At 54.7% G+C, this 21,529-nt stretch carries 21 protein-coding genes and 1 tRNA gene; 6 read left to right on the forward strand and 16 right to left on the reverse strand.

Going from position 1 to position 21,529, the window contains the following annotated elements; all coding sequences use genetic code 11:
- Window positions 1-30: 30 nt before the first annotated feature.
- Window positions 31-291 carry a 30S ribosomal protein S20 gene (gene rpsT, locus AC1AY0_RS05485; RefSeq protein WP_007052167.1) on the forward strand — a complete coding sequence of 87 codons (261 nt, stop codon included), beginning with the start codon at window positions 31-33 and terminating at the stop codon, window positions 289-291.
- A gap of 138 nt (window positions 292-429) precedes the next feature.
- On the opposite strand, the gene AC1AY0_RS05490 is transcribed toward rpsT, so the two are convergent.
- From AC1AY0_RS05490 to AC1AY0_RS05510, 5 genes are all read right to left on the reverse strand, one after another.
- Entirely contained in the window at window positions 430-1,173 is a 744-nt protein-coding gene (locus AC1AY0_RS05490; protein ID WP_476525068.1) for a trimeric intracellular cation channel family protein, read from the reverse strand.
- Between the two features lie 117 nt (window positions 1,174-1,290).
- Window positions 1,291-2,061: a metallophosphoesterase family protein gene (locus AC1AY0_RS05495; protein WP_476525066.1), complete on the reverse strand. Its 771-nt coding sequence runs from the start codon at window positions 2,059-2,061 to the stop codon at window positions 1,291-1,293.
- A gap of 206 nt (window positions 2,062-2,267) precedes the next feature.
- Window positions 2,268-2,429, reverse strand: a complete 162-nt coding sequence (locus AC1AY0_RS05500; protein WP_476525064.1) for a hypothetical protein — start codon at window positions 2,427-2,429, stop codon at window positions 2,268-2,270.
- A gap of 1,039 nt (window positions 2,430-3,468) precedes the next feature.
- Window positions 3,469-4,596, reverse strand: a complete 1,128-nt coding sequence (locus AC1AY0_RS05505; protein ID WP_476525062.1) for a branched-chain amino acid aminotransferase — start codon at window positions 4,594-4,596, stop codon at window positions 3,469-3,471.
- A gap of 241 nt (window positions 4,597-4,837) precedes the next feature.
- Complete coding sequence (locus AC1AY0_RS05510; RefSeq protein WP_476525060.1) at window positions 4,838-5,461, reverse strand: 50S ribosomal protein L25/general stress protein Ctc; 624 nt, start codon at window positions 5,459-5,461, stop codon at window positions 4,838-4,840.
- A gap of 401 nt (window positions 5,462-5,862) precedes the next feature.
- Between AC1AY0_RS05510 and AC1AY0_RS05515 the strand changes: the two genes are divergently transcribed.
- Window positions 5,863-6,870: an alpha/beta hydrolase gene (locus AC1AY0_RS05515; RefSeq protein ID WP_476525058.1), complete on the forward strand. Its 1,008-nt coding sequence runs from the start codon at window positions 5,863-5,865 to the stop codon at window positions 6,868-6,870.
- A gap of 170 nt (window positions 6,871-7,040) precedes the next feature.
- Here the strand turns inward: AC1AY0_RS05515 and AC1AY0_RS05520 are convergent, their stop codons facing one another.
- Genes AC1AY0_RS05520 through AC1AY0_RS05530 form a run of 3 tightly spaced genes read right to left on the reverse strand, consistent with a single transcriptional unit; the run spans window position 7,041 to window position 9,956 of the window.
- Window positions 7,041-8,465 (reverse strand): NAD(P)(+) transhydrogenase (Re/Si-specific) subunit beta, encoded by a 1,425-nt coding sequence (locus AC1AY0_RS05520; protein WP_476525056.1) that lies wholly within the window; start codon window positions 8,463-8,465, stop codon window positions 7,041-7,043.
- Window positions 8,465-8,770, reverse strand: coding sequence for an NAD(P) transhydrogenase subunit alpha part 2 (locus tag AC1AY0_RS05525; protein WP_033890970.1), 306 nt, complete (start codon window positions 8,768-8,770; stop codon window positions 8,465-8,467). Before AC1AY0_RS05525 ends, AC1AY0_RS05520 begins: the two co-directional genes overlap by 1 nt.
- Before the next feature lie 25 nt (window positions 8,771-8,795).
- A complete protein-coding gene (locus tag AC1AY0_RS05530) occupies window positions 8,796-9,956 on the reverse strand; it encodes a Rossmann-fold NAD(P)-binding domain-containing protein (RefSeq protein ID WP_476525054.1) in 1,161 nt (386 codons plus the stop codon).
- Between the two features lie 225 nt (window positions 9,957-10,181).
- Here AC1AY0_RS05530 and AC1AY0_RS05535 point away from each other — a divergent pair, with 225 nt between their 5' ends.
- Window positions 10,182-12,218 (forward strand): AMP-dependent synthetase/ligase, encoded by a 2,037-nt coding sequence (locus AC1AY0_RS05535; protein ID WP_476525052.1) that lies wholly within the window; start codon window positions 10,182-10,184, stop codon window positions 12,216-12,218.
- A gap of 42 nt (window positions 12,219-12,260) precedes the next feature.
- Here AC1AY0_RS05535 and era read toward each other — a convergent pair whose 3' ends face one another.
- From era to AC1AY0_RS05565, 6 genes are all read right to left on the reverse strand, one after another.
- Window positions 12,261-13,265: a GTPase Era gene (era, locus tag AC1AY0_RS05540; protein WP_476525050.1), complete on the reverse strand. Its 1,005-nt coding sequence runs from the start codon at window positions 13,263-13,265 to the stop codon at window positions 12,261-12,263.
- 1 nt (window position 13,266) lies between these two features.
- Window positions 13,267-14,694 (reverse strand): hemolysin family protein, encoded by a 1,428-nt coding sequence (locus tag AC1AY0_RS05545; protein WP_476526112.1) that lies wholly within the window; start codon window positions 14,692-14,694, stop codon window positions 13,267-13,269.
- 26 nt (window positions 14,695-14,720) lie between these two features.
- Window positions 14,721-15,272 carry an rRNA maturation RNase YbeY gene (ybeY, locus tag AC1AY0_RS05550; protein ID WP_476525047.1) on the reverse strand — a complete coding sequence of 184 codons (552 nt, stop codon included), beginning with the start codon at window positions 15,270-15,272 and terminating at the stop codon, window positions 14,721-14,723.
- Window positions 15,262-16,404: a PhoH family protein gene (locus tag AC1AY0_RS05555; RefSeq protein WP_476525045.1), complete on the reverse strand. Its 1,143-nt coding sequence runs from the start codon at window positions 16,402-16,404 to the stop codon at window positions 15,262-15,264. Before AC1AY0_RS05555 ends, ybeY begins: the two co-directional genes overlap by 11 nt.
- A gap of 12 nt (window positions 16,405-16,416) precedes the next feature.
- A complete protein-coding gene (locus AC1AY0_RS05560) occupies window positions 16,417-16,755 on the reverse strand; it encodes a histidine triad nucleotide-binding protein (RefSeq protein WP_476525077.1) in 339 nt (112 codons plus the stop codon).
- A gap of 62 nt (window positions 16,756-16,817) precedes the next feature.
- On the reverse strand, window positions 16,818-17,615 hold the full coding sequence (locus AC1AY0_RS05565; RefSeq protein ID WP_476525043.1) for a 16S rRNA (uracil(1498)-N(3))-methyltransferase: 798 nt from the start codon (window positions 17,613-17,615) through the stop codon (window positions 16,818-16,820).
- A gap of 96 nt (window positions 17,616-17,711) precedes the next feature.
- Between AC1AY0_RS05565 and AC1AY0_RS05570 the strand changes: the two genes are divergently transcribed.
- The 3 genes from AC1AY0_RS05570 to glgC all read left to right on the forward strand — a co-directional run bounded on the left by AC1AY0_RS05570 (window position 17,712) and on the right by glgC (window position 20,267).
- A tRNA-Leu gene (locus tag AC1AY0_RS05570) sits at window positions 17,712-17,799 on the forward strand.
- Between the two features lie 109 nt (window positions 17,800-17,908).
- Window positions 17,909-18,790 (forward strand): TrmH family RNA methyltransferase, encoded by an 882-nt coding sequence (locus AC1AY0_RS05575; RefSeq protein WP_476525041.1) that lies wholly within the window; start codon window positions 17,909-17,911, stop codon window positions 18,788-18,790.
- Window positions 18,791-19,022: 232 nt separating this feature from the next.
- A complete protein-coding gene (gene glgC / locus AC1AY0_RS05580) occupies window positions 19,023-20,267 on the forward strand; it encodes a glucose-1-phosphate adenylyltransferase (protein WP_007053373.1) in 1,245 nt (414 codons plus the stop codon).
- A gap of 99 nt (window positions 20,268-20,366) precedes the next feature.
- On the opposite strand, the gene AC1AY0_RS05585 is transcribed toward glgC, so the two are convergent.
- The gene (locus AC1AY0_RS05585; RefSeq protein WP_476525104.1) at window positions 20,367-20,957 is read right to left on the reverse strand and encodes a metal-sulfur cluster assembly factor; all 591 of its coding nucleotides are present in this window, start codon (window positions 20,955-20,957) and stop codon (window positions 20,367-20,369) included.
- 7 nt (window positions 20,958-20,964) lie between these two features.
- A complete protein-coding gene (gene sufU, locus AC1AY0_RS05590) occupies window positions 20,965-21,519 on the reverse strand; it encodes a Fe-S cluster assembly sulfur transfer protein SufU (RefSeq protein WP_476525102.1) in 555 nt (184 codons plus the stop codon).
- Between the last annotated feature and the right edge of the window lie 10 nt (window positions 21,520-21,529).

The following is a 21,529-nucleotide window of genomic DNA, read 5'->3' on the forward strand; positions in this document are numbered from 1 at the left end:
TCCTTGTAAAACACATCGTTTGGAGTAAACGTGGCAAACATTAAGTCGCAGAAGAAGCGCGTGCTCACCAATGAGAAGGCGCACCTTCGCAACGTGGCTGTGAAGTCCGGCCTGAAGACCGCCATCCGCGCCACCCGCGAAGCCATCGCCGCCGGTGACAAGGCTGCCGCCGAGGCCGCCTACAAGGTCGCTGCCCAGAAGCTCGACAAGGCTGCTGGTGCTGGCGTGATTCACAAGAACCAGGCCGCTAACCGCAAGTCCGGCCTCGCTGTGGCAATTAACGCTCTGTGAGCATAAGCCTTTAAGGTTTACAAAAGCCCTGCATTCCAATTTGGATTGCAGGGCTTTTTGCTATCTATATGTATTATCTATGAATTACTGATCTGCAGTACTGTGCGTGAAGTTATGCAACCATATGTGATTATGCAGTCACTCATTATTATTGGCATCATGCGATGAATCACGCGGCGTAATATCCGGACGCGCCAAATACCGCCCTTCGCCAGGCAAATACACATGCGTGCGAGGCATGGCACCAGGCATAGTCACATTGAACGCTACGGATAGCAGACGAATCGCCACCACAATAATGACAATCAGCACATCCAAAACCATTTCAGAGCGCATATCGAACCAGCCGTAGCGCACGCCTCGCCAGACAAGCACTGTCAATATGCATCCGATGAACGATGGGATAGCATACAGATGCTTGTCTCGGATAATCATCGGTACATCACCGATAAAAATGTCTCGAATCAAACCGCCAGCCAAAGCGGTAAACATACCGAGGAATACTGCAGTCATGCCAGATGTGCCAAATGCCAAGGCTTTTGCCGTACCGTTAACGGCGAACAAACCAAGGCCGAGGGCGTCAATGACGGTCATAGTCCATTTGAACTTTTTGATTTCCGGATGCGCTACCACCACAATCACACCAGAGAACAATGTGGTGAGCACATAGCCCTTATTCGTAATACCCACCGGAGGAAGCGCTCCGAGCATCACATCACGGAAAAGACCTCCACCGAGAGCGGTGAGCCATCCACAGAGCATGATGGAGAAAATGTCGTAGCCTTTTTTGATTGCGGACAGACCGCCCGAGAGTCCCCAGCATAGGATAGCGAGGTATTCAATGCCCACAAAGACGATGTTGTTCTCCAATGCCACCTGCATGAGCTACTCCCCTTCTCACTAGGCTTCATCGTTTTTCGCCGTATCCGAGACTACAACAAGCCTTGTCTGAAACCGGGGATGTGGTTTCAAGAATGAAAAACGTATTTGAAATCAATTTCAGGAAAAAGACGGCATATCGAGCTGAGGAGAGCGCGATTCTCCAGTGCTGTTGTTTCTATCTCGCTGAGCGCGGAACCAATCGGCAACCTGTTCTTGTGAAACCGGCATCAGATTCCATGCATCGAGGCCAACGTTGAGGGATTCCGGGCGCGCCCCTGCAGGCGTGAGCTGATGCGTGTGCCCGTACAGCAATTTGCGCCCGTCGAACGGCAACGCCTGTTCGTGGAAGCGCACGGCATCATCCGGCCAACCGTAAGCAAGATCTTCTTGGTATGGGAAATGTGACAGGTTCACGATTTCTGCAGCATCTGGAGCATTGGTATCCATGCCACTTAGCTCGACGGTACCGTTCGGTTCAATGCTCTCGAAGAGATTCAGCGCAGGCTTATCACCCATCCACCAATCATCATGATTGCCGATAATCGCGTGGAGATGACGGCACCTAAGCTGACGAAGGCAATCCTTGAGATGATGTACGGATGTGCGATATCCGATATCGCCAAGAATCCATAGCTCGTCATCCTCACCGACCATTGCATTGATGTTCGCGACCACCGCCGCATCATGTGCATCAGTGTCAGCTGCCTTGCGGAAGCTCAGTCGGGAGTCGTCCAGCACAATCTGCTTGCCCCAATCCTCGGCAGCCTTGCGCCCCTGTTCGCGCAGAATGTGCGTATATTGCGCACTACCGGGATCAAACGTAGTGAATCCGCGCAGCACAGTAACCAGCGGATGTCCGAAATGCGTGTCAGTAGTAAAGTACTTCATTGTTTCTCTCTTTTCTGTTGTTTTCTGCTGTATTCCTGATTGCCGACCGTCTGCCGTGTTATATGGCAAACCGCTATCGTTCAGTGCGAGTCATTGCCTTGATGCCGACAATTACACTCGAATGATTCCTATCTTGGGCATAGATTACGCTGCATCGCTAAGCCCGCAAAAACGTAGACTAGGGTGTTATTGCGCGGAACTTTACGCTAGATGGCAGCTATTGCTTGGGTTATGCGATATTCAGTGGTTCGAAATGGAAGAGAACCCTTTAGCAATCCCTTAAACAATTTCAAGGTATGTTTGAGCAACGCCAGCAGTTCCTCCTGCCAGCGTGCAGCATAGCCAAATCGGCCAGCAAGCTCAAACATGACACTATTCTCCATAACGCGATTCACCATACGCGGTCAAATTCAGAAACGTCAAATCGCAGGCGTTTTCATGGCTTACGCACAAGCCGTATCGAAGTGTCCACGGAAGTCAGCCCATTCATTGTCGAAGATGGGCCGCTGCTTTACGTGTAAGACCCATAGACTCGCCACCATCTAGAAGCTTCCCTCGGATCATCCGGCGCTGCACACGATTACTCGAATGCGCCAGCACATGCGTCATAATTACCCCGTACACGCATGCCGAGTGGTCTCCCGTCGTCCCGGTAGTTCCGTCAATCGATTTATGCATGAACCGGGAACGGTTTTCACTGTCCCGGTTCGTGATTTCGATCCTTTACGGGAAACCGGGACATTTCCAGAGGCGCTCACGTGGCCATGAGCATATTCCCCTCAACGCAAAACGTTGGAATTCCGGGCTTTTTCTCCATGGCGACGAAGTGAATATCATGGTTACGCGAGGAACCATTGTCCCGGTTTCCTGAAAAAGGCCGAAATCGCGAACCGTGGCAACGAAATTTGCCACGGTTCACGTATCAATCGATTGACTGTATGAGTGGGACACAACCACCCGAACAGCATGCCGATTAAATCAACGCGGAACCCCGTAGCAATAACGCAAGCTCTTACGAACCTCACGCAAGTACATACTCAGGCTTACGTCAGTTCTTCTGATAAACCGGAAACGACAACTCAGAATCTTTGCGGCACGGCGCCGCTTTGCCAAGTGCCCCATGATTCACCACCTTTCACATCGATCTAAATGCATCAATAACAAAGCTAATGACAGCCAAGTAGCGTAGATTACCCAGCGCGAGCTCACCTCCAGCTGTTAGGCGGCACAGTCATACGGACATAAACGAGACAAATCACGACACACTAGTTTATTCTAGATTGGAATTTGTTGCCCAATGTTGGCGAATGGACTTATGCTCGATTTTATTCCAAAAACAAGTAATGCCGCAAACCCTTATGGGAGTAGGGCTTGCGGCATCACTTCAAACGGATGTTCGAACGTCTACTAGCAGACCTTCCACATCCAATTGTGCGGGTCTTCGATCTCGCCGAGCTGTATGCCGAGCAGCTGGTCGCGCAGAGCAACGGTCAGTTCGCCGGAGCCACCGTCAGCCACGGTGACGTCGAACTTCTCGGACTTGAAGCGACCGATCGGGGTGATGATGGCTGCAGTACCGCAGGCGAACACCTCGGTGACTTCGCCGGACTTGATATCCTCAAGCAGCTGATCCAGAGCAATCATGGTCTCAACAACGTCATGGCCGTCATCCTGCAGCAGCTGGATGAGGGAACGACGAGTCACGCCCGGCAGAATGTTACCGGTCAAGGACGGGGTCTCAACGTGGCCATCCTTGTGGACAACCATCATGTTCATGCCGCCGAGTTCCTCGAGGTAAGTCTTGGTAGCAGCGTCCACGAAGCACACCTGCTCGCAGCCGTTGGCAATACCGGTGTACTCACCGAGCAGGGATGCAGCATAGTTGCCACCGCACTTGGCGAAACCAGTGCCGCCAGGGCCGGTACGGAACCACTTATCTTCAACCCAGATGCTCACCGGCTTCACGCCACCCGGGAAGTACGGGCCGGAAGGAGAAGCGATTACGCAGTAATCGACTTCCTGCGGAGCACGCACACCGAGGAACGGCTCAGAAGCGAACATGAACGGACGCATGTACAGCGTGTACTCACGGCGGGACGGAACCCAGTTGGCATCACGCTTGACCAGAGCAGCCACGGAACCGAGGAAGTCATCAATCGGCAGCTCAGGCAGGTACAGACGCTTGGCGGAGTTCTGGAAACGCTCGGCGTTTGCATCCGGGCGGAACAGCCAAGTGGAACCATCAGCGTGACGGTATGCCTTCAGACCTTCGAAGCACTCCTGTGCATAGTGCAACACGGAAGCACCCGGATCCATCTTCAGCGGAGCATACGGCTCAACGCGGCGATCGGACCAACCTTCACCCTTGGTCCAGGTCATGTGGGTCATGTTGTCGGAGAACACCTGGCCGAAAGCCGGCTTGTCGATGAGGGACTGACGCTTCTCATCAGATGCAGGGTTGTCGTTCGGCAGTACGGTGAACGCTTCGGCGAGCTTGTCGAGCGCCGCCGGATCGTGATGCGTGTTTTCAGTCATTAGTCATTACTTCTTCTTGACTTGGCGGTATAAGCCGCCGTGATGGGGGTTTGCTGTGCGCTTGTGGCGCAAGCTCTGTGCATACTCTTACACACCATCGTGTAACGCGCGTAAGAGTTTTCACATGGTGAAAAAGTAGGAGCCCGCACCTTGAACATTCAGGCACGGGCTCCACAATGCAATCACTTGCATTATTGAGTTATATCAGTCTCATGCAGCCAATCGCATGAGACTATAAGACTCACTTAGCGTCGGCAGCCGGAGCAGCGGCAGCATCGTCAGCAGCCGGAGCAGCTTCCGGGGCGGCGGTGGACTCGGTAGCGTCTTCCGGCACCTCAACGGTAACGACGGACTCTTCCGGATCCTCAACGTCGAGCTCAACGCCCTCAGGCAGCACAACGTCCTTAGCGAAGACCTTGGTGCCGTCGGTCAGGCCCTCAACGTTCACGACGATCTTCTCAGGCAGGTTGGCAACGTCAGCGCGAACCTTGAGCTCCTGGATGTCGACGAAGGCCACAGCAGCGCCCTTCGGGGTGCCTTCAACGAAGACCGGCACCTCAACGTCGATCTTCTCGCCGGCCTTGACCTCGAGGAAGTCGATGTGCTCGATGATGCGCTTGACCGGGTTCTTCTGGACGTCCTTGACGACGGCCATCTTGGTCTCACCGCCGAAGGCGATGGAGAACAGAGCGTTGGTGTGACGCAGAGCCAGGGTGGTCTCACGCATCGGCAGGGTCACGAAAGCCGGATCTTCGCCGCCAGCGTAGATGGTTGCCGGAATCTTCTTGGCAACGCGCAGACGACGGGCAACGCCCTTGCCGAACTCAGTACGAGCTTCGCCTTCAAGCTTGATGGTGGTAGCCATAATGGATACTCCTTGTTTTTCGGTGTTACTTATCGTTTTGTCTGTTTGACGCCACGACGCGCCGCAGACCTACACCCAAGGAGGTGACATCTCACGCCGAGTCGATAACGGAAAATTTAATCTCTTTCGAGACCTTATCTTCCCTCGCCAAAGCAACACGCTTTGGCTCGGTTTGCGTCGCGTGGTAAACCACGCTCCCTTCGCCTACAAACAGTCCACTGGACTGTTTGCTTAACGGCTCAGCCGGTGCCAAAGCAACACGCTTTGGCTTGACACGGTTCGGTCTGCCAAAGCAACAGCAATCAAGTATACGCGAAGCGCGGACAAGGCTTAGATAAAGACATCTACAATAGAAATCAATGAAAAACGGCATTGCCGATATGTGGTGAATCGAGGTTGCAATGGAGCGGACCACACGAAAAACACTTATTGGAACAGGTATCGGCATCGCAACTGCGGGAACTCTAGCCTTGGGACTGCTCGGCGCGGGACATATCCTCTTCAGATTTGCATTGGACACCCAGCTCCCCTGGTCTATGCCGAATCGCGCGAAAACCATGGAGCAATCCAATACACAGCAATCGCAGCCGATTCGAGATGCCGAGGACATTGCGCAATCGGAAAGCTGGTTCGATGAAGCGAAGCAGCCAGTTACCATATCCAGCGATGATGGCTTAAAACTGCACGGATGGCTGCTCGACCCTGATTGCGCCTCCCCTACGCCTCATCTGTACGCGATATGCTGCCATGGGTACACCGGTGAGCCCCGTGAAATGGCCAAGTGGGCGCATCATTATGCTCGTCTCGGTTTCACAGTACTCTGCCCGGCGCTGCGCGCTCATGAGCTGAGCGAAGGCCGATATATCGGTATGGGTTGGCTTGAGCATTTCGATCTGTTGCGCTGGATTGAATTGATTATTGAATCCGATGCTGAGGCGCGTATTCTCCTGCACGGTAATTCGATGGGTGCCGCCACGGTAATGATGACTGCTGGTGATCCACAACTGCCGCGCAATGTGAGAGCCGCGGTATGTGATTGCGGGTATGCATCAGTGACGGAACAGTTCACGGATACAGCTGCGGCAATGTTCCGATTGCCTCGCCTGATTGCGAGTGTGCTAGTCAAGATTGCGAGCCGTGTATGTTTGCGATTCGCTGGTTATTCGTTCGAGGACGCGTCGTGCACGCGCGCACTGCATCATACGACGATACCAATGTTCTTCGCGCATGGTGGTGCGGATACGTTCGTCTCTCCGCGTGCATTGAAGGAGAACTATCAAGCCTGCGCGAGTATTGATCGCGAACAGCTGATGATACCGGGTGCCGACCATACGATGAGCGCCTCGACCGACCCCGTACAGTATTGGAGCCGCGTGGAAGGCTTCGTAACCCGCGTGTTCCACCTATAGCCCAGCACAACATACGAAAGCGGCTCTCCCCTTTCAGAGAGAGCCGCTTTTGTATGTTCTTCGTCATGCCAACAATGTAATTGTTGGCATGATGCGTGCGGCATGCGTGCCGTAGCAGGCGAAGACGTACGAAGGTACTTCGAGTCTGCTACGGTGCGCAGGACGCTCCATCAGGCCAACAATTCCTTGACGGCGGCGATGACGGCTTGTAGACTCTTCTTCGCGTCGCCGAACAGCATCTGCGTGTTGTCTTCGAAGTAGAGCTCGTTTTGGATGCCAGCGTAGCCCATGCCGCGGCCGCGCTTCATGACGACCACGTTCTGGGCCTTGTCCACGTCGAGAATCGGCATGCCGGAGACCGGGGTGCCGGGGCGACGTGCGGCCGGGTTGGTCACGTCGTTCGCGCCAACGACGAGGGCCACGTTGGCCTGCGGGAACTGCGGGTTGATCTCGTCGAGGTCCACAAGCTCTTCGTAAGGCACATTGGCCTCGGCCAGCAGCACGTTCATGTGGCCAGGCATACGGCCAGCAACCGGGTGAATAGCGTAGGAGACTTCAACGCCATGACCCTTGAGCAGTTCGCCAAGGTCAGCAAGTTCGCGCTGAGCCTGTGCCTGAGCCAGTCCGAAGCCAGGCACGAAGATGACCTTCTCGGCGTAGACGAGCTGGACGGCCAAATCATCCGGGGTGGTTTCCTTCATGGTGCCTTCCGGACCATCGCCTGCAGCAGCGGCACCGGAGCCACCGCCGAAGCCACCGGCGAGCACGGAAATCAGCGGGCGGTTCATAGCCTGAGCCATAAGAATGGACAGGGTCACGCCAGCAGAACCGACCAGTGCACCAGCCACAATCAGGGCAACGTTGTCAATGGCGAGACCGGACATGGCCACTGCAGTACCAGTGCATGCGTTGAGCACGGAGATCACCACCGGCATATCAGCGCCGCCGATCGGAATCACGAACACCAGGCCGTAGCACAGAGCAAACACGGTGGTCAGGATCGACCACAGCAGGCGCTGTTCAGGCTGAACGCACAGCATCACCAGCGATGCAATGGACAGGACTGCAAACAGAATGTTCCACACGCCCTTGCCTGGCAAGGCCAGCTTCTTCACCCACTTGATGCCCTGCAGTTTGCCAGCGGCAATCAGCGAGCCGGTGAAGGTCACGGAACCGATCAGAATACCGAGGCCCGCGGTGATGAGCACCACGATATCCGGGGTGCCCTCTTTGGTGAGGATATCGTTCAATGCCACCAGAGCAGCGGCGCCGCCACCCACGGTATTGAACACGGAGACCAACTGCGGCATATCGGTCATCTTGACCTTCTTGGCGGAGACCACACCGGCCACCGCACCAATCAGGATGCCGACAACCAGCACCACAACAGCCACAACGTTCACGAATCCCTTGGCGAAGAGCACTACGAACGCCATGAGCACGGCCACAACCATGCCGAATGCGGAAATCTGGTTGCCCTTACGTGCGGTTTTCGGGGAGTTCATGAAGTGCAGGCCAACCACGAACATGACGGCCGAGAACAGGTATACGAACCATGCGACGATATCGATGGTTTCCACGGTTGCGGAGGTCATTACTTCGACTCTCCCTTCTTCTCATTCTTGTTGGACTTGAACATCTCCAGCATGCGGTCGGTGACCACATAGCCACCCACCACGTTCATCGTGCCGAGCACGGCGGCCAGGAAGATGAACACGTAAGCCAGCGGCGAATTGGCTTCGGCGGCTACGATCACCACACCGACAATCACAATGCCGTGAATGGAGTTCGCGCCAGACATCAGCGGCGTATGCAGGGTGGCGGGCACCTTGCCGATGACCTCGATACCGATAAGCAGCGCGAGTACGAACAGGGTTATGGATACAACGAGTGTAGGCATGATTATCTTCTTCCTTGACTCTCGATTACTCGGACTTCTCGGCCGGTTCTTCAGCGGCCGGAGTCTCAGCGCGGCCGGCGACAACCAGCGCATCGTCCAGTTCCTCGGAAAGATCCTGGCTGAGCTTGCCGTCACGAATGAAGTGCACGAGGATATCGGCCACATTGCGGGATAGCAGGTTGGATGCGGTAGTGGCAACGCCGGACGCCAGATATGGTGCGCCAATCAGCTTGACGCCGCCCTCGGTGACCTGCTCCCCTACTGCGGAACCTTCAACATTGCCGCCCAGTTCGGATGCGGCGCAATCGACGACCACTGCACCACGATGCAGACCATTCACGCCTGCTGCGGTGAGCAGTACCGGAGGCTTACGACCAGGAACCTTAGCCGTGGTGATAATGATGTCAAAGCCGGCAGCCTTCTCATCGACCGCAGCCTGCTGCTGAGCCTGCTCTTCGGCAGTCAATGCGCGAGCATAGCCGCCTTCGCCCTGGCCCTTGGAGAAATCAAGACCAAGATCCAGGAACTTGGCACCTAAGGATTCAACCTCGCCCTTGGAAGCCGGGCGCACATCATACGCAGTAACCACAGCGCCAAGGCGTCGCAACGTACCAATAGCCTGCAGACCAGCAATACCAGCACCGAGCACCAAAGCCTTGGCCGGGCGAATCGTGCCGGCTGCAGTGGTCATCATCGGCAGGAAGGAACCATAGGCATCGGCGGCAGCAATAGCAGCCTTATAACCCATCACCGAATTCTGCGAAGTCATCTCATCCATGGACTGTGCGCTGGAAAGCTTACGAGGCAGCTTCTCAATGCCGATGCCCACCAGACCGGCCTTCTCCAGAGCCGCTACGTAATCGGCATCAGTAAAGGATCCAAGCATGCCGATAACCCACTGCCCAGGCTTAAGCGAGGACACGATTTCAGCAGATGGTCGGTCCACAAAGCCAAGCGCATCAGCTTCGGCAAGCACGCTTGCACGGTCGGTTACTTTCGCACCAGCCTTCTCATAATCCTCATCGGTGTACTCGGCTGCGATGCCGGCACCGGATTCAATAATCGCGGAAACTCCGCTCCTCTTCAACCGGGTGACGATATCCGGCGTCAGCGCAACGCGGGATTCAGTCTCGGACGTTTCGTTCACAACGCCGAATACCACGGTGGCTTCTTGGTTTTGCGCCATGAGAGCCCTTTCTGTTCTACTTTGAATGGAAATGGTTATCCAATGTGCAAGTGTAACCGCAACTGGCGAGTATATGCGTTGATTTCTTACGGTTGCGTAGGGTTTTCCTACGGTTGCGTAAGGTGACGAGTTCGGCTTGCACGATTACAATTTGAACTTTGAGAAGCGTTTGGGCGTGGATTTGCCATGTCTGAACGGCATTGAAATGTATAGCAGGAGCAAGAATTGTCGGTTATCAATTCCTTCACGCAGCACACCATTGACCTCACCCGCAAGGCGCTGAGGCTTGGCTCTGATTTCGTCCACCCGGTTCACGACGACACTCCAGACGAGCCTGATTACCTGTCCAACGCCGATGTTCCGGTTGAGTCGAACATCGAATTGCCTCATACCGACGATTGGGATGACGGCCATCTGACCACCACTGAAATCGACCCGGTTTCCGGCCTGCTCACCACCACCACTCAAGGCAATCCTGAACTGGATGAGGGCACTTCCATTTACGACCTGTATGCCGATCGCGCCGAGCGTATGGGCGATGAGCCACTGTATACCTATAAGTCCGGCAATGAGTGGACTACCGTAACCGCCAATGAATTCCTTGCTGAAGTGCGTGCCATCGCCAAGGGCCTGCTGCACTACGGTTTGAAGAAGGGCGACGGCGTGGCCTTCATGTGCCGCACTTCTTATGAATGGGATCTGACCGACGCCGCTGTTATGGCCTGCGGTGGCGTGCTGGCAACCATTTATGACACTGATTCTGCCGAGCAGATTCGTAATATCGTGAACAATTCCGATGCTCGACTGCTTATCGTGCAAACCACGGATATGCGCGATAAGGCTGATGGCGCTGTTGAGGAATGCCCGTCACTCGAGCACATCGTCTGCATTGACAACGGTGGCCTGGATGAAATCAAGGCTTATGGTGCTGGTGTTTCCGATGCCGAATTGGATGAGCGCATCGATTCCGTGAAGAAGACTGACCTGTGCTCCATCGTCTACACTTCCGGCTCTACTGCTGCGCCGAAGGGTGTGGAGATGACTCACGAGCATTACTGCCAGACCGCACTGAACCTGCCGAATTATATGCCGGAGCTTCTGCACAACAAGAAGAACACGATTCTGTTGTTCCTTCCGCAGGCTCACTCGTTCGCACGCGCCATCAACTACATTGTGGTGGCTTCCGACATTCATATTTACATTGCTCAGGGCATTAAGACACTGATTTCCGACCTTCAAGTGGCCAAGCCGTCCATCATGATTGTGGTGCCTCGTGTGTTGGAAAAGGTGTATAACGCAGCTTCTCAGAAGGCTGGCCATGGTCCTCAGGGCGTGGTGTTCGCTTCTGCCGTGGTGGCTGCTCAGAACTATATGAAGGAGATTTCCGCCAACGGTAAGGCTGGCGTTCTGACCCGAACCAAGCGTGCCGCTTTTGATCCCGTTGTGTATTCTTCGCTGCGCGAGGTACTGGGCGGCCGCGCTAAGTGGATTGTGGCTGGCGGCGCTCCGCTGGATCCTGATCTGTTGGCCTTCTTCCGTGGCGCTGGCGTGCCGGTCTACGAGGGCTATGGTTTGACTGAGACCACTGCTCCGTGTGCTTTCAACCCGCTGGGCACCCCGTTCCACGCTGGCTCTGTGGGCATTGCCTTCCCTGGTTTCTCGCTGCGCATTGCTGAAGATGGTGAGATTCAGGTCAAGGGCCGTGCTGTGTTCCCGCGTTACCACAAGAATGATGAAGCTACGGAAATGTCCTTCACTGCAGACGGCTGGTATGCCACTGGTGATTTGGGCCGAATTGATAACGATGGCTTCCTGTATATCACCGGCCGTAAGAAGGATTTGATTATTACCGCAGGTGGTAAGAACGTCTCCCCTGGTCCGATTGAGGAAGTTATTCAGCGTTGCGAGATTGTTTCTCAGGCGCTGGTGCTCGGCGATAAGCGTCCGTTCATTTCCGCACTGATTACTTTGGATGAGGATTCTCTGCGTCCGTGGCTTGCTGCCAAGGGACTGGATGAGAATATGTCCATGGAAGACGCCGCTCAGAACGCCGCGGTTCGTGCTGAAGTGCAGAAGTGGGTCGATCAGGCTAATGAAGGTGTTTCTCGCGCAGAATCCGTGCGTAAGTTCATCATTCTGCCTGAAGAATTCACTCAGGAGAATGGCTTGATGACTGCCTCCATGAAGGTGATTCGTCCAAAGGTCATCAAGCGCTACACCACCCTCCTCAACACCCAAATGTACGTAGGCCGCAAAAAGTAGCCCATATACAAAAACGGCTCCCTCTGACGAGGGAGCCGTTTTTTAGAATCCGAGGCGTTCCAGTTGCTTAGGATCGGACTGCCAGCCTTTGGCTACTTTGACGTGAAGGTCGAGTTTGGCTTTTTGGCCTACGATGCGATTGACCGGCGTGCGGAGCTTCTTCTTCACGTACGTCAGGTTGGAAGCACCCTTGCCGATGATGATCGGCTTCTGGGAGTCACGCTCCACGTAAATCGACACGTTCACCTGTGCTTTACCGTCATAGCCAGCACCGGTTTCATTGTCTTCCGGGTAATCGATGGAATCCACCACCACAGCCAGGGAATGCGGCAATTCATCATCCAAAGCTTCCAGGAACGTGCCACGAATCAGCTCGGCGATGGTCTCTTCCGGACGCTCTTCGCTGATCTGATCATCCGGATACATTTGCGGACCTTCGGGCATGTGCTCAATCAGCACATTCTTGACCTCTGCCAGATTGTCATGTTCCAAGGCGCTCACCGGCACGATATCCGCAAAATCAGCGAATTCGTTGATTTCAATAAGCTTGTCAATGAGCTGAGTGCGGTTCAACTCATCAATCTTAGTCACAATCGCAATCAGCGGCACCTTCCACTGGAAGGTACCGTCATCACGCTTCGTGGCGAAATCGGAACGCAAACGGGAGAGGATGCGCTTGTCTCCGGGTCCAATCTCCTGATCAGCAGGCAGCAGGAATGCCACTTCATCCACGTCGGACAGGGACTCCTCCACCACATCGTTCAGACGCTGACCGAGCAACGTGCGAGGACGGTGAATACCAGGCGTATCCACCAACACCAGCTGCGCGTGTTCGGTGGTCAAAATACCGCGAATAGCCTTACGCGTGGTTTCCGGACGGGAGGAGGCGATGGCAATCTGCTTACCGATCAACGCGTTAATCAGCGTGGACTTGCCCACATTCGGGCGTCCGACTACTGCCACGAAACCAGAACGGTACGGTACGTCCTGCTTCACTGGCGTATCGGTCGATTCGCTCTGGTTTGCTGTGTTGTTCTGATCGCTCATCTCACTCCTTGCTGGCGGTCGTATCGCTTTCGGCGGATTCCTCGCCGCCTTCTTCACTGGTCTTGTTATCTTCCTCGTCGCCCTCGACGTGCGCGGGTTCAACCACAATTGTGGACACTTTCTTGCGTCGGCCTGCCGAATCAACAGCAGTCAAGCGCAAGCCTCGCGTCACCGCTGAAGCGCCCACAATCGGCACTCGTCCAATCAGCTTGGTGAGCAGGCCATAGACGGTATCGACATCGTCCTCATCAATATCGATTTCAAAGATTTCTTCAAGATCGGCAATCGGGGTGCGAGCCGGCATCTTCCACTTGTTGTCACCGATTTTCTCCGGCTCATTGCGCTGAGTACGGTCATGCTCATCTTCAAGCTCGCCCACGATTTGTTCAAGCGTGTCTTCAATGGTGACCATGCCGGCGATGCCGCCGTATTCGTCCACTACTACTGCCACATGCTGGCGTGAGCGTTGCATTTCATGGAACAAATCGTCCACCGGCTTGGATTCCGGAATCAGCAGCGGCTGACGAACAATGGACTCGACTTCACGATCAAGCGCGGCAGGATTGAATGCAGTGGCGCGCACGGCATCCTTCAAATACGCCACGCCAATCAGATCATCGACATCTTCACCAATCACCGGAACGCGAGAGAAGCCAGAACGTGAGAACAGTTTCAACGCGGAGGCGAGCGTGGTATCACGCTCCATGCAAATCATGTCAGTGCGGGGCACCATGATCTCACGTGTCAACGTGTCAGACAGCGTGAGCACATTGCGCAGCATCTCAGAGACTTCAGGATCGAAATCGTTGGATTCCACCAAGCGATCGATCGCAGCCTTGCCCTGTTCGAGCTGAAGCTTCTCCAGTTCCTCGTCATCAGATAAATCAGAGTCCTTGGATTTGCGACCTGCTTTACCGTTCTTCTCTGAACCAATACGAGCGAACGGCGTCAGCTTGCAGCCAATCGACACAATCGTCGAATGTGCAAGCATGATATCGACCGGCTTCGTCATACCAGCAGTGCGCGGACGCACCAGCACTGAGACAACAGCCACGATAATCGCAAACAGGAATCCAACCAACAGGCTTGCCCACAGCGGGGCTCCCCACAAGCTGGTAATGGAGTACACCAGCACACCGTCGAGCACGTTGCAGGTGATGCGGAAGAACGCGCAACTGCCGGCCGTGGCATACCGGTTGGCAATAAGCCGTTGTACACGGTGAATCTTGTCGATTTTCTTCATCTTGAGGAACTGACTTGCCTCAGAATCGGTTTGCACCTCAAGAATCAGATTATTCAGGCTTGCGCGAGTTACGCGGGCCACCGCGCCTTCAGCTGCAGCCATGGTCAATGACAGCCAGACGAACAGTGCTGCCACAAGAACCAAGACAACGGTTAGTGCAATAACGGTGGTACTGAGATACTCCATAATGTTGGATGCCATCCTTGATTGTTCTATTGTTTGGCGTTAAGGTCGCGCCCACTGCCATGCGACGCGTCGTAGAGGGCTAATGCATCAGGCGTTCCTGCAGGTAACGTGGCCTGCACATTGGCGTCCTGGCGCAATGCGAAGAAGGTGAGCAATAGCTGGCGTTGCAAGCCGAACATCTGCCGTTCCTGCTCCGGAGTTACATGATCATATCCGAGCAGATGCAGGATGCCGTGAATGGTGAGCAGCAGCATTTCCTGCATCGTGCTGTGACCGGCAGCTGCAGCCTGCTGTGCCGCAACCCACGGGCAGATAACAATATCTCCCAGCACGCCTTCCATTACGGTTCTGCCGTCTCCCGGGCGCAGCTCATCCATGGGGAAGCTCATCACATCGGTTGGGCCTTCCAGGCTCATCCAGCGCATATGCAGTTCAGCGATGGGTTCGGGATCAACGAACATAATGGTCAAATCAGACTGGGTACTTACCCTCATCTGGTCCAATACCCAAATACCCAAATCGGAGAACACTTTCGGATCAATGTTCCATTGGGTTTCGTTGGTTACATCAACGCTCATCGTTTTCCTCGCTTGGCAGTTCAGTGTTACGGCGACGTTCGCGGTTCATGCTTCGATGATCTCCGGCAATGGCGGCATGCCGATCATAGGCGGCCACAATCTTGCCAACCAGTTGGTGACGGACCACATCGTCGGTATTCAAGTGCACGAACGCGATATCGTCGATGCCGTCAAGAATCCGTTCGATGGTTGCCAGGCCTGATCGAGGCACAGCAAGATCAACCTGCGTGATATCGCCGGTAATTACCATTCTGGTATTGAAACCCAAACGAGTTAGGAACATCTTCATCTGCTGTTCCGTGGTGTTCTGAGCCTCATCCAGAATCACAAACGCATCGTTCAATGTGCGGCCGCGCATATACGCAAGCGGTGCCACTTCGATGGTGTTATCGTCCATGTATCGCTTGAGCTGATCAGCACCAAGCATATCGCCCAAAGCATCGTACAGCGGGCGCAAATATGGATCGACCTTATCGTTCAACGTGCCAGGCAGGAAACCAAGGTTCTCCCCCGCTTCCACCGCTGGGCGAGTCAGGATAATGCGTCGAATCTGCTTGTCTTGGAATGCGCGCACCGCCTTGGCCACAGCAAGATACGTTTTACCGGTACCTGCCGGACCAATACCGAAGGTGATGGTATGTGATTCGATGGCGTTCACATACGCTACTTGTCCGGCTGTTTTCGCTCGCACTGGTACGCCGGCCGCAAACGTGATGACGCCAGGCACTGTGGGCTTGCGGTATACAGAATCACGAGAACCGGCGGTCCGTGCATGAGTGCGTTCGGCGGCAGTGGATTGCACCAGCTTGTCATGTGCCGGTCCATGGCCGGGATGCTCCAGACGCACGTGATTTTTCAGTACGTTCTGATCGAGCATGCGACGCACAGTGTCCGCATCCATGGGAGCTGTGTAGGCCGCTTGGATGATGGTGTTAATCAAATCCTCAGCCTGTGCGGCCTGTGGCTCGGTTTGCTTGGATCTGGACACAATCGCCACGCGATTGCCGCGCACGATGATGGTCAAATCGGGAAACGCGCGTTCCACCTCGCGAATAACCTCATCGACTGGCCCGAATACGGCCACAGGATCCAGCTGAGATGGAATGGTGATGGTACGTGTAGTGGTTGCCACGAACAGTGAATCCTATTCGTCGAGCTTTTCGCCGGTCAGCACATGCGCGTGCACGTGGAACACGGTTTGGCCAGCGTCCAGTCCGGTGTTGAATACCAAGCGATATGCGCCATGGAAGGATTCGTCGGCGATCTGCTGGGCGATGGAGACGATGTGTGCAAGCTCCTGTGGATCAGCGGCAGCAAGTTCGGCGGCGTTCGCATAGTGCTTCTTGGGAACGATCAGCACATGAACCTTGGCCTTGGGATTGATGTCCTTGAATGCGTAAGTGGTATCGTCCTCGTACACTTTGGTGCTCGGGATTTCGCCTGCAATGATCTTGCAAAACAGGCATTCGCTGGATTCGCTCATCATGCTCCTCACCGTTCTGGGATTGTTGTACTAACCATCAGCTTAGCGCGGGGTCTGTCTCGTTATTCGTAACGACCCAGTGCTCGGGACAAGAGCGATAATGCAACTGGTCCTGCAGTGGCCGCTCGCAAAATATTGCTGCCGAGCACACAGCTGACGGCTCCTGCCTGAGTGAACTCGCTGACTTCCTGTTCGCTGATGCCGCCTTCGGGTCCGACTACGACACTGACCGTGCGTGGCTTACCGTCTGCGAGCGAACGCTCGATAAGCTGCTCTACTCTGGTTTCCACTCCGCTCCAGGTATCCGTGGCATCCTGATGCAGAACAACCACCAAATCCCCATGTACGCATGCTCTGCGGCAAATTGCCACTACTTGCTTACTGGATACGCAATCGTCCAGTTGCGGCTTGTAGGCACGCCGTGATTGTTCTGTGGCGGCAGTCAACACCGAAGACCATTTCTTATCTGTACGCCCGGCCTTCCATTTGGCGATGGATCGATCCGCCTGCCAGGGCGTCACTTGGTCAACGCCGATTTGCGTAGCCATATCGATGGCCTGTTCATCATGACCTGTTTTGGCCAACGCTTGAATAAGTGCCAGCCGCGTAACTGGCTGCGGTTCACGCCACACCTCATCAACTTCGGCAAGGCCAGCATCCGGGTCAGCCATAATCGCATGAATGCGCAAGCCGTTGCCGTCGGAAAGCTGCAGACCGTCTCCCGCCATAAGACGCATGGCCTGCACAGCGTGGCGCTTGATGTGTGCGGGCAGGGTCAATTTCCAGCCGGCGTGCAGCTCATCGCTGTTTACCGGTACGTCATCAACCATTGGATCGAAAAGGAATAAAGCATCAGTCATGACTCCTAGGCTACACGCGACACGCCGAAGGACACGCTCAAATTGCATCCGCGTAATTTCATGCTAAAGTACTTACTCGTTGTCCAAACGACACCTGCCCGGGTGGCGGAATGGTAGACGCGCTAGCTTGAGGTGCTAGTGCCTATTTTATACAGGCGTACGGGTTCAAGTCCCGTCTCGGGCACAGAACAAACCCCTTGCATTGCAAGGGGTTTTTCGTTATTCCCTGTTGTTCACACGCTCAACATCGATTACGTCAATAAGCACGAACATCACCGCACGAAAGGCTCACCATGCAGTTCATTACGCTTCAATCTGTCGATGATCCGCGCGTCGAAGCATATGTGAGTCTGACGGAAATGCAGTTGCGGAACAAGCTTGAGCCGCAGAAGGGTATGTTCATCGCTGAATCCCCTAAGGTAATCGACCGTGCGCTGGCCGCTGGGCGCGAACCGCTTTCCCTCTTGGTTGAAGAACCATGGCTCGAAGGTATGAGTGAGACGTTCGACCTCATCAATGCTCACTGGGGTAACGATATCCCCGTATACGTTGCCTCCCCTGAACAGCTCAAACGACTGACCGGATACCGTCTTCACCGTGGCGCTCTGTGCGCTATGCGCCGTTGGACGCTGCCCTCTGTTGAGGAAGTATGCCGCAATGCCAGCCGCGTGGCCGTTATGGAGAATATCGTCGACCACACCAATGTCGGTGCTCTTATGCGGTCCGCAGCCGCTCTGGACGTGGATGCCGTTCTGGTCACACCTTCATGCGGCGATCCGCTCTACCGCCGAGCTGCCCGTGTATCCATGGGAACGGTGTTCCAAGTGCCGTGGACTCGTATTACCGGATATAACGAGGACGGAACCGAAGATAAGCATTACTGGCCATTCCGCGGCATCGACGAGCTGAAATCCTTGGGATTCACCACAGTGGCCATGGCACTCGAAGACCGTTCCATTTCGCTTGATGAACTCACCCGTCGTCTGCATGCGCCAGCCAGCGACCCCACGCATATTGACAAGCTCGCCTTAATCTTCGGCACCGAAGGAGACGGCTTGTCTCACCGCACCATTGCGCGGGCTGATTTGACCGTCAAAATCCCTATGAGTCACGGTGTTGACAGTCTGAATGTGGCGGCTTCCAGTGCCGTAGCATTCTACGCGACACGACACTAAGTCAAATTATTGACCTTCAGCACAGGTCCTCTCAGCGCCTAAAACCGCTTATACCAACGATTTGCACACAGAAACGAACAACTATTCATCACAAGTTCACGGCACGCGGAAGCGATACCCTTGCGTGTTCGTTTTTTTCTGCAATTATTAACTATGTAAACCAAACGCAACGAAGCGCTTGGCCAAGTAGTGCGGTGTCGAAAGACGCTTCAGAACAGAGAGGACAGTAGCGATGGCCAAGAATCCCAAGATTCTGTCAATTGTGCTTGCAGGCGGCGAGGGGACCCGTTTGATGCCACTAACCAGAGATCGAGCAAAGCCAGCCGTGCCATTCGGTGGCGTGTATCGCTTGATTGATTTCCCCCTCAGTAATCTGGTGAACTCCGGTTACCGCCAGGTGGTTGTGCTCACTCAGTACAAGTCCCACTCCCTCGACCGTCACATTTCTCAGGTCTGGCGCTTCTCCCCGCTTCTGGGCTCTTACGTGTCCCCTGTGCCGGCACAGCAGCGTCTTGGCAAGCATTGGTACCTGGGTTCCGCAGATGCTATCTATCAGACCATCAACATCATCGAGGATGTTCAGCCTGACATCGTGGTGATTGTTGGCGCTGACCACGTCTACCGTATGGACTTCGAGCAGATGGTGCAGCAGCACATCGAATCCGGTGCAGAATTCACCGTGGCCGGTATTCGTCAGCCCATCGAAGAGTCCAACCAGTTCGGTGTGATCGAGGTGGATCCTGATCATCCGAATATGATTAAGAACTTCCAGGAGAAGCCGGCCACCACCACTGGTCTGCCGGATAATCCAAACCAGATCCTTGCCTCCATGGGTAACTATGTTGCCAACACCAAGGCATTGTTCGAGGCTTTGGCTCTCGATGAGAAGGCCGCCGACACCAAGCACGATATGGGCGGCGACATCGCTCCGTACTTCGCTTCCCGCAACGAAGCCGGCGTCTACGACTTCAACTCCAATGAGATTCCGGGCTCTACCGCCACCGATCACGCCTACTGGCGCGACGTGGGTACTATCAAGCAGTTCTACGATGCACACATGGATCTGATTGCCTACGTGCCGGAATTCAACCTGTACAACCAGGATTGGCCGATTTACACGATGTCCGGCAACCTGCCGCCGGCAAAGTTCGTGCATGCCGGCCGCGATCGCCTCGGCCACGCTACGGACTCCATCGTCTCTCCGGGTGTTATCGTTTCCGGTGGCGAAGTGCATCACTCCGTGCTCTCCCCCAACGTTCGCATCCATTCTTGGGCGCAAATCGTTGACTCCGTGCTCTTCGACGGCGTGGTTATCAACCGCCGTGCACGCGTGTACAAGGCCATTCTCGATAAGAACGTGGTGCTTACCGAGAACTCCACAGTCGGCATCGACACCGAACACGATCTGGCACGTGGCTTCACCGTCACGCCGGACGGCATCACCGTGGTGCCGAAGAACACCATCGTTGATGACTGATCGACAGTCTTGAGATAGTAAAAAGCCCCGCGATTCAACTCGCGGGGCTTTTTACTATCTTCTTCTGTATCGCAGCGAAAGCAAGACAATCAGTACTGATCAGTACTTTGGCATGTTGTCGAAGTTGAAACCGAGAGCAGCCAACTGATCGCGGCCTTCCGGAGTGATGCGATCCATAGTCCAACGCGGATCCCAAGTCCAGTCAATACGGAATTCCTCAACCAGACCGGCGAGCGTGGAAGCGCATTCATCTTCGATAAGATCGGTGAGCGGGCATGCTGGCGTTGTGAGTGTCATCGTGATAATCGCTCGGCCAAGTTCATCGATTTCGATGCCATACACCAAACCAAGATCAATCACGTCGATGCCAAGCTCCGGGTCAATGACCTGGTGCAGTGCTTCGCGCACATCCTCAGCAGTCGCACGACCAATATCATCCACGGCCTTGAGCGGAATATCGTTGCCGTCCGACTGCTCATCATCAGAGCAACCGCACTTACCATGATGGTTGCCACAAGCGCACGTATCATCGCTGTGCTCAGCGGGCTCCACTGGATGCCCATTCGGGAAACCCTTGGCCAATGCCGGATTCATCATCACACGGCGAGAGGCTTCTTCATCTTTCAGCACATCATTGACGGCATCGAAGATGGAAGGCTGTGGTTCAGGAACCAGATTATTGTCCGTCATAATTACCTCAGTTCTTTGCGGCAAGGGCTTTGGCGATGGAGTCCTTCAGCCCTTCCCAGCCTAGCAGAGCGCATTTAATACGCATAGGGTATTTCGATACGCCTTGGAACACCACGGCATCGCCGAGTTCGTCTTCCAATGCTTCATCATTCAGTCCAGCACCGCGAGATTCCATAAGCTTATGGAATACCTGTTCCAGTCGCATCGCTTCGTCAACGGTTTTGCCGTCGACCAAATCGACCATGACCGAAAGGCTGGCCTGAGAAATCGAGCAACCATGGCCATCCCACACGAGACGCTTGATGGTGTGCGGCTCATCATCGGAAACCTCAACATGAACCGTTGCCTCATCGCCACACGTGGGGTTGAATTGGTGGGATTCACCCGGTGTACAGTATTCGTGCGTGGCACGAACCGTAGTGTTTGCCGCAGCTTCGCCGGAGCTTTCCGAAGCGGCGTCCGGTGCGAAGGATTCCCTACCATGCGGGTGCTTGGATGCCTCGAGGATGACCTCTTGGTACATCTGCTCGAGTTCATCTCCAGTCATACCGAAATCACTCATAATTGCTGTT

This window comes from Bifidobacterium sp. LH_416, assembly GCF_056357055.1.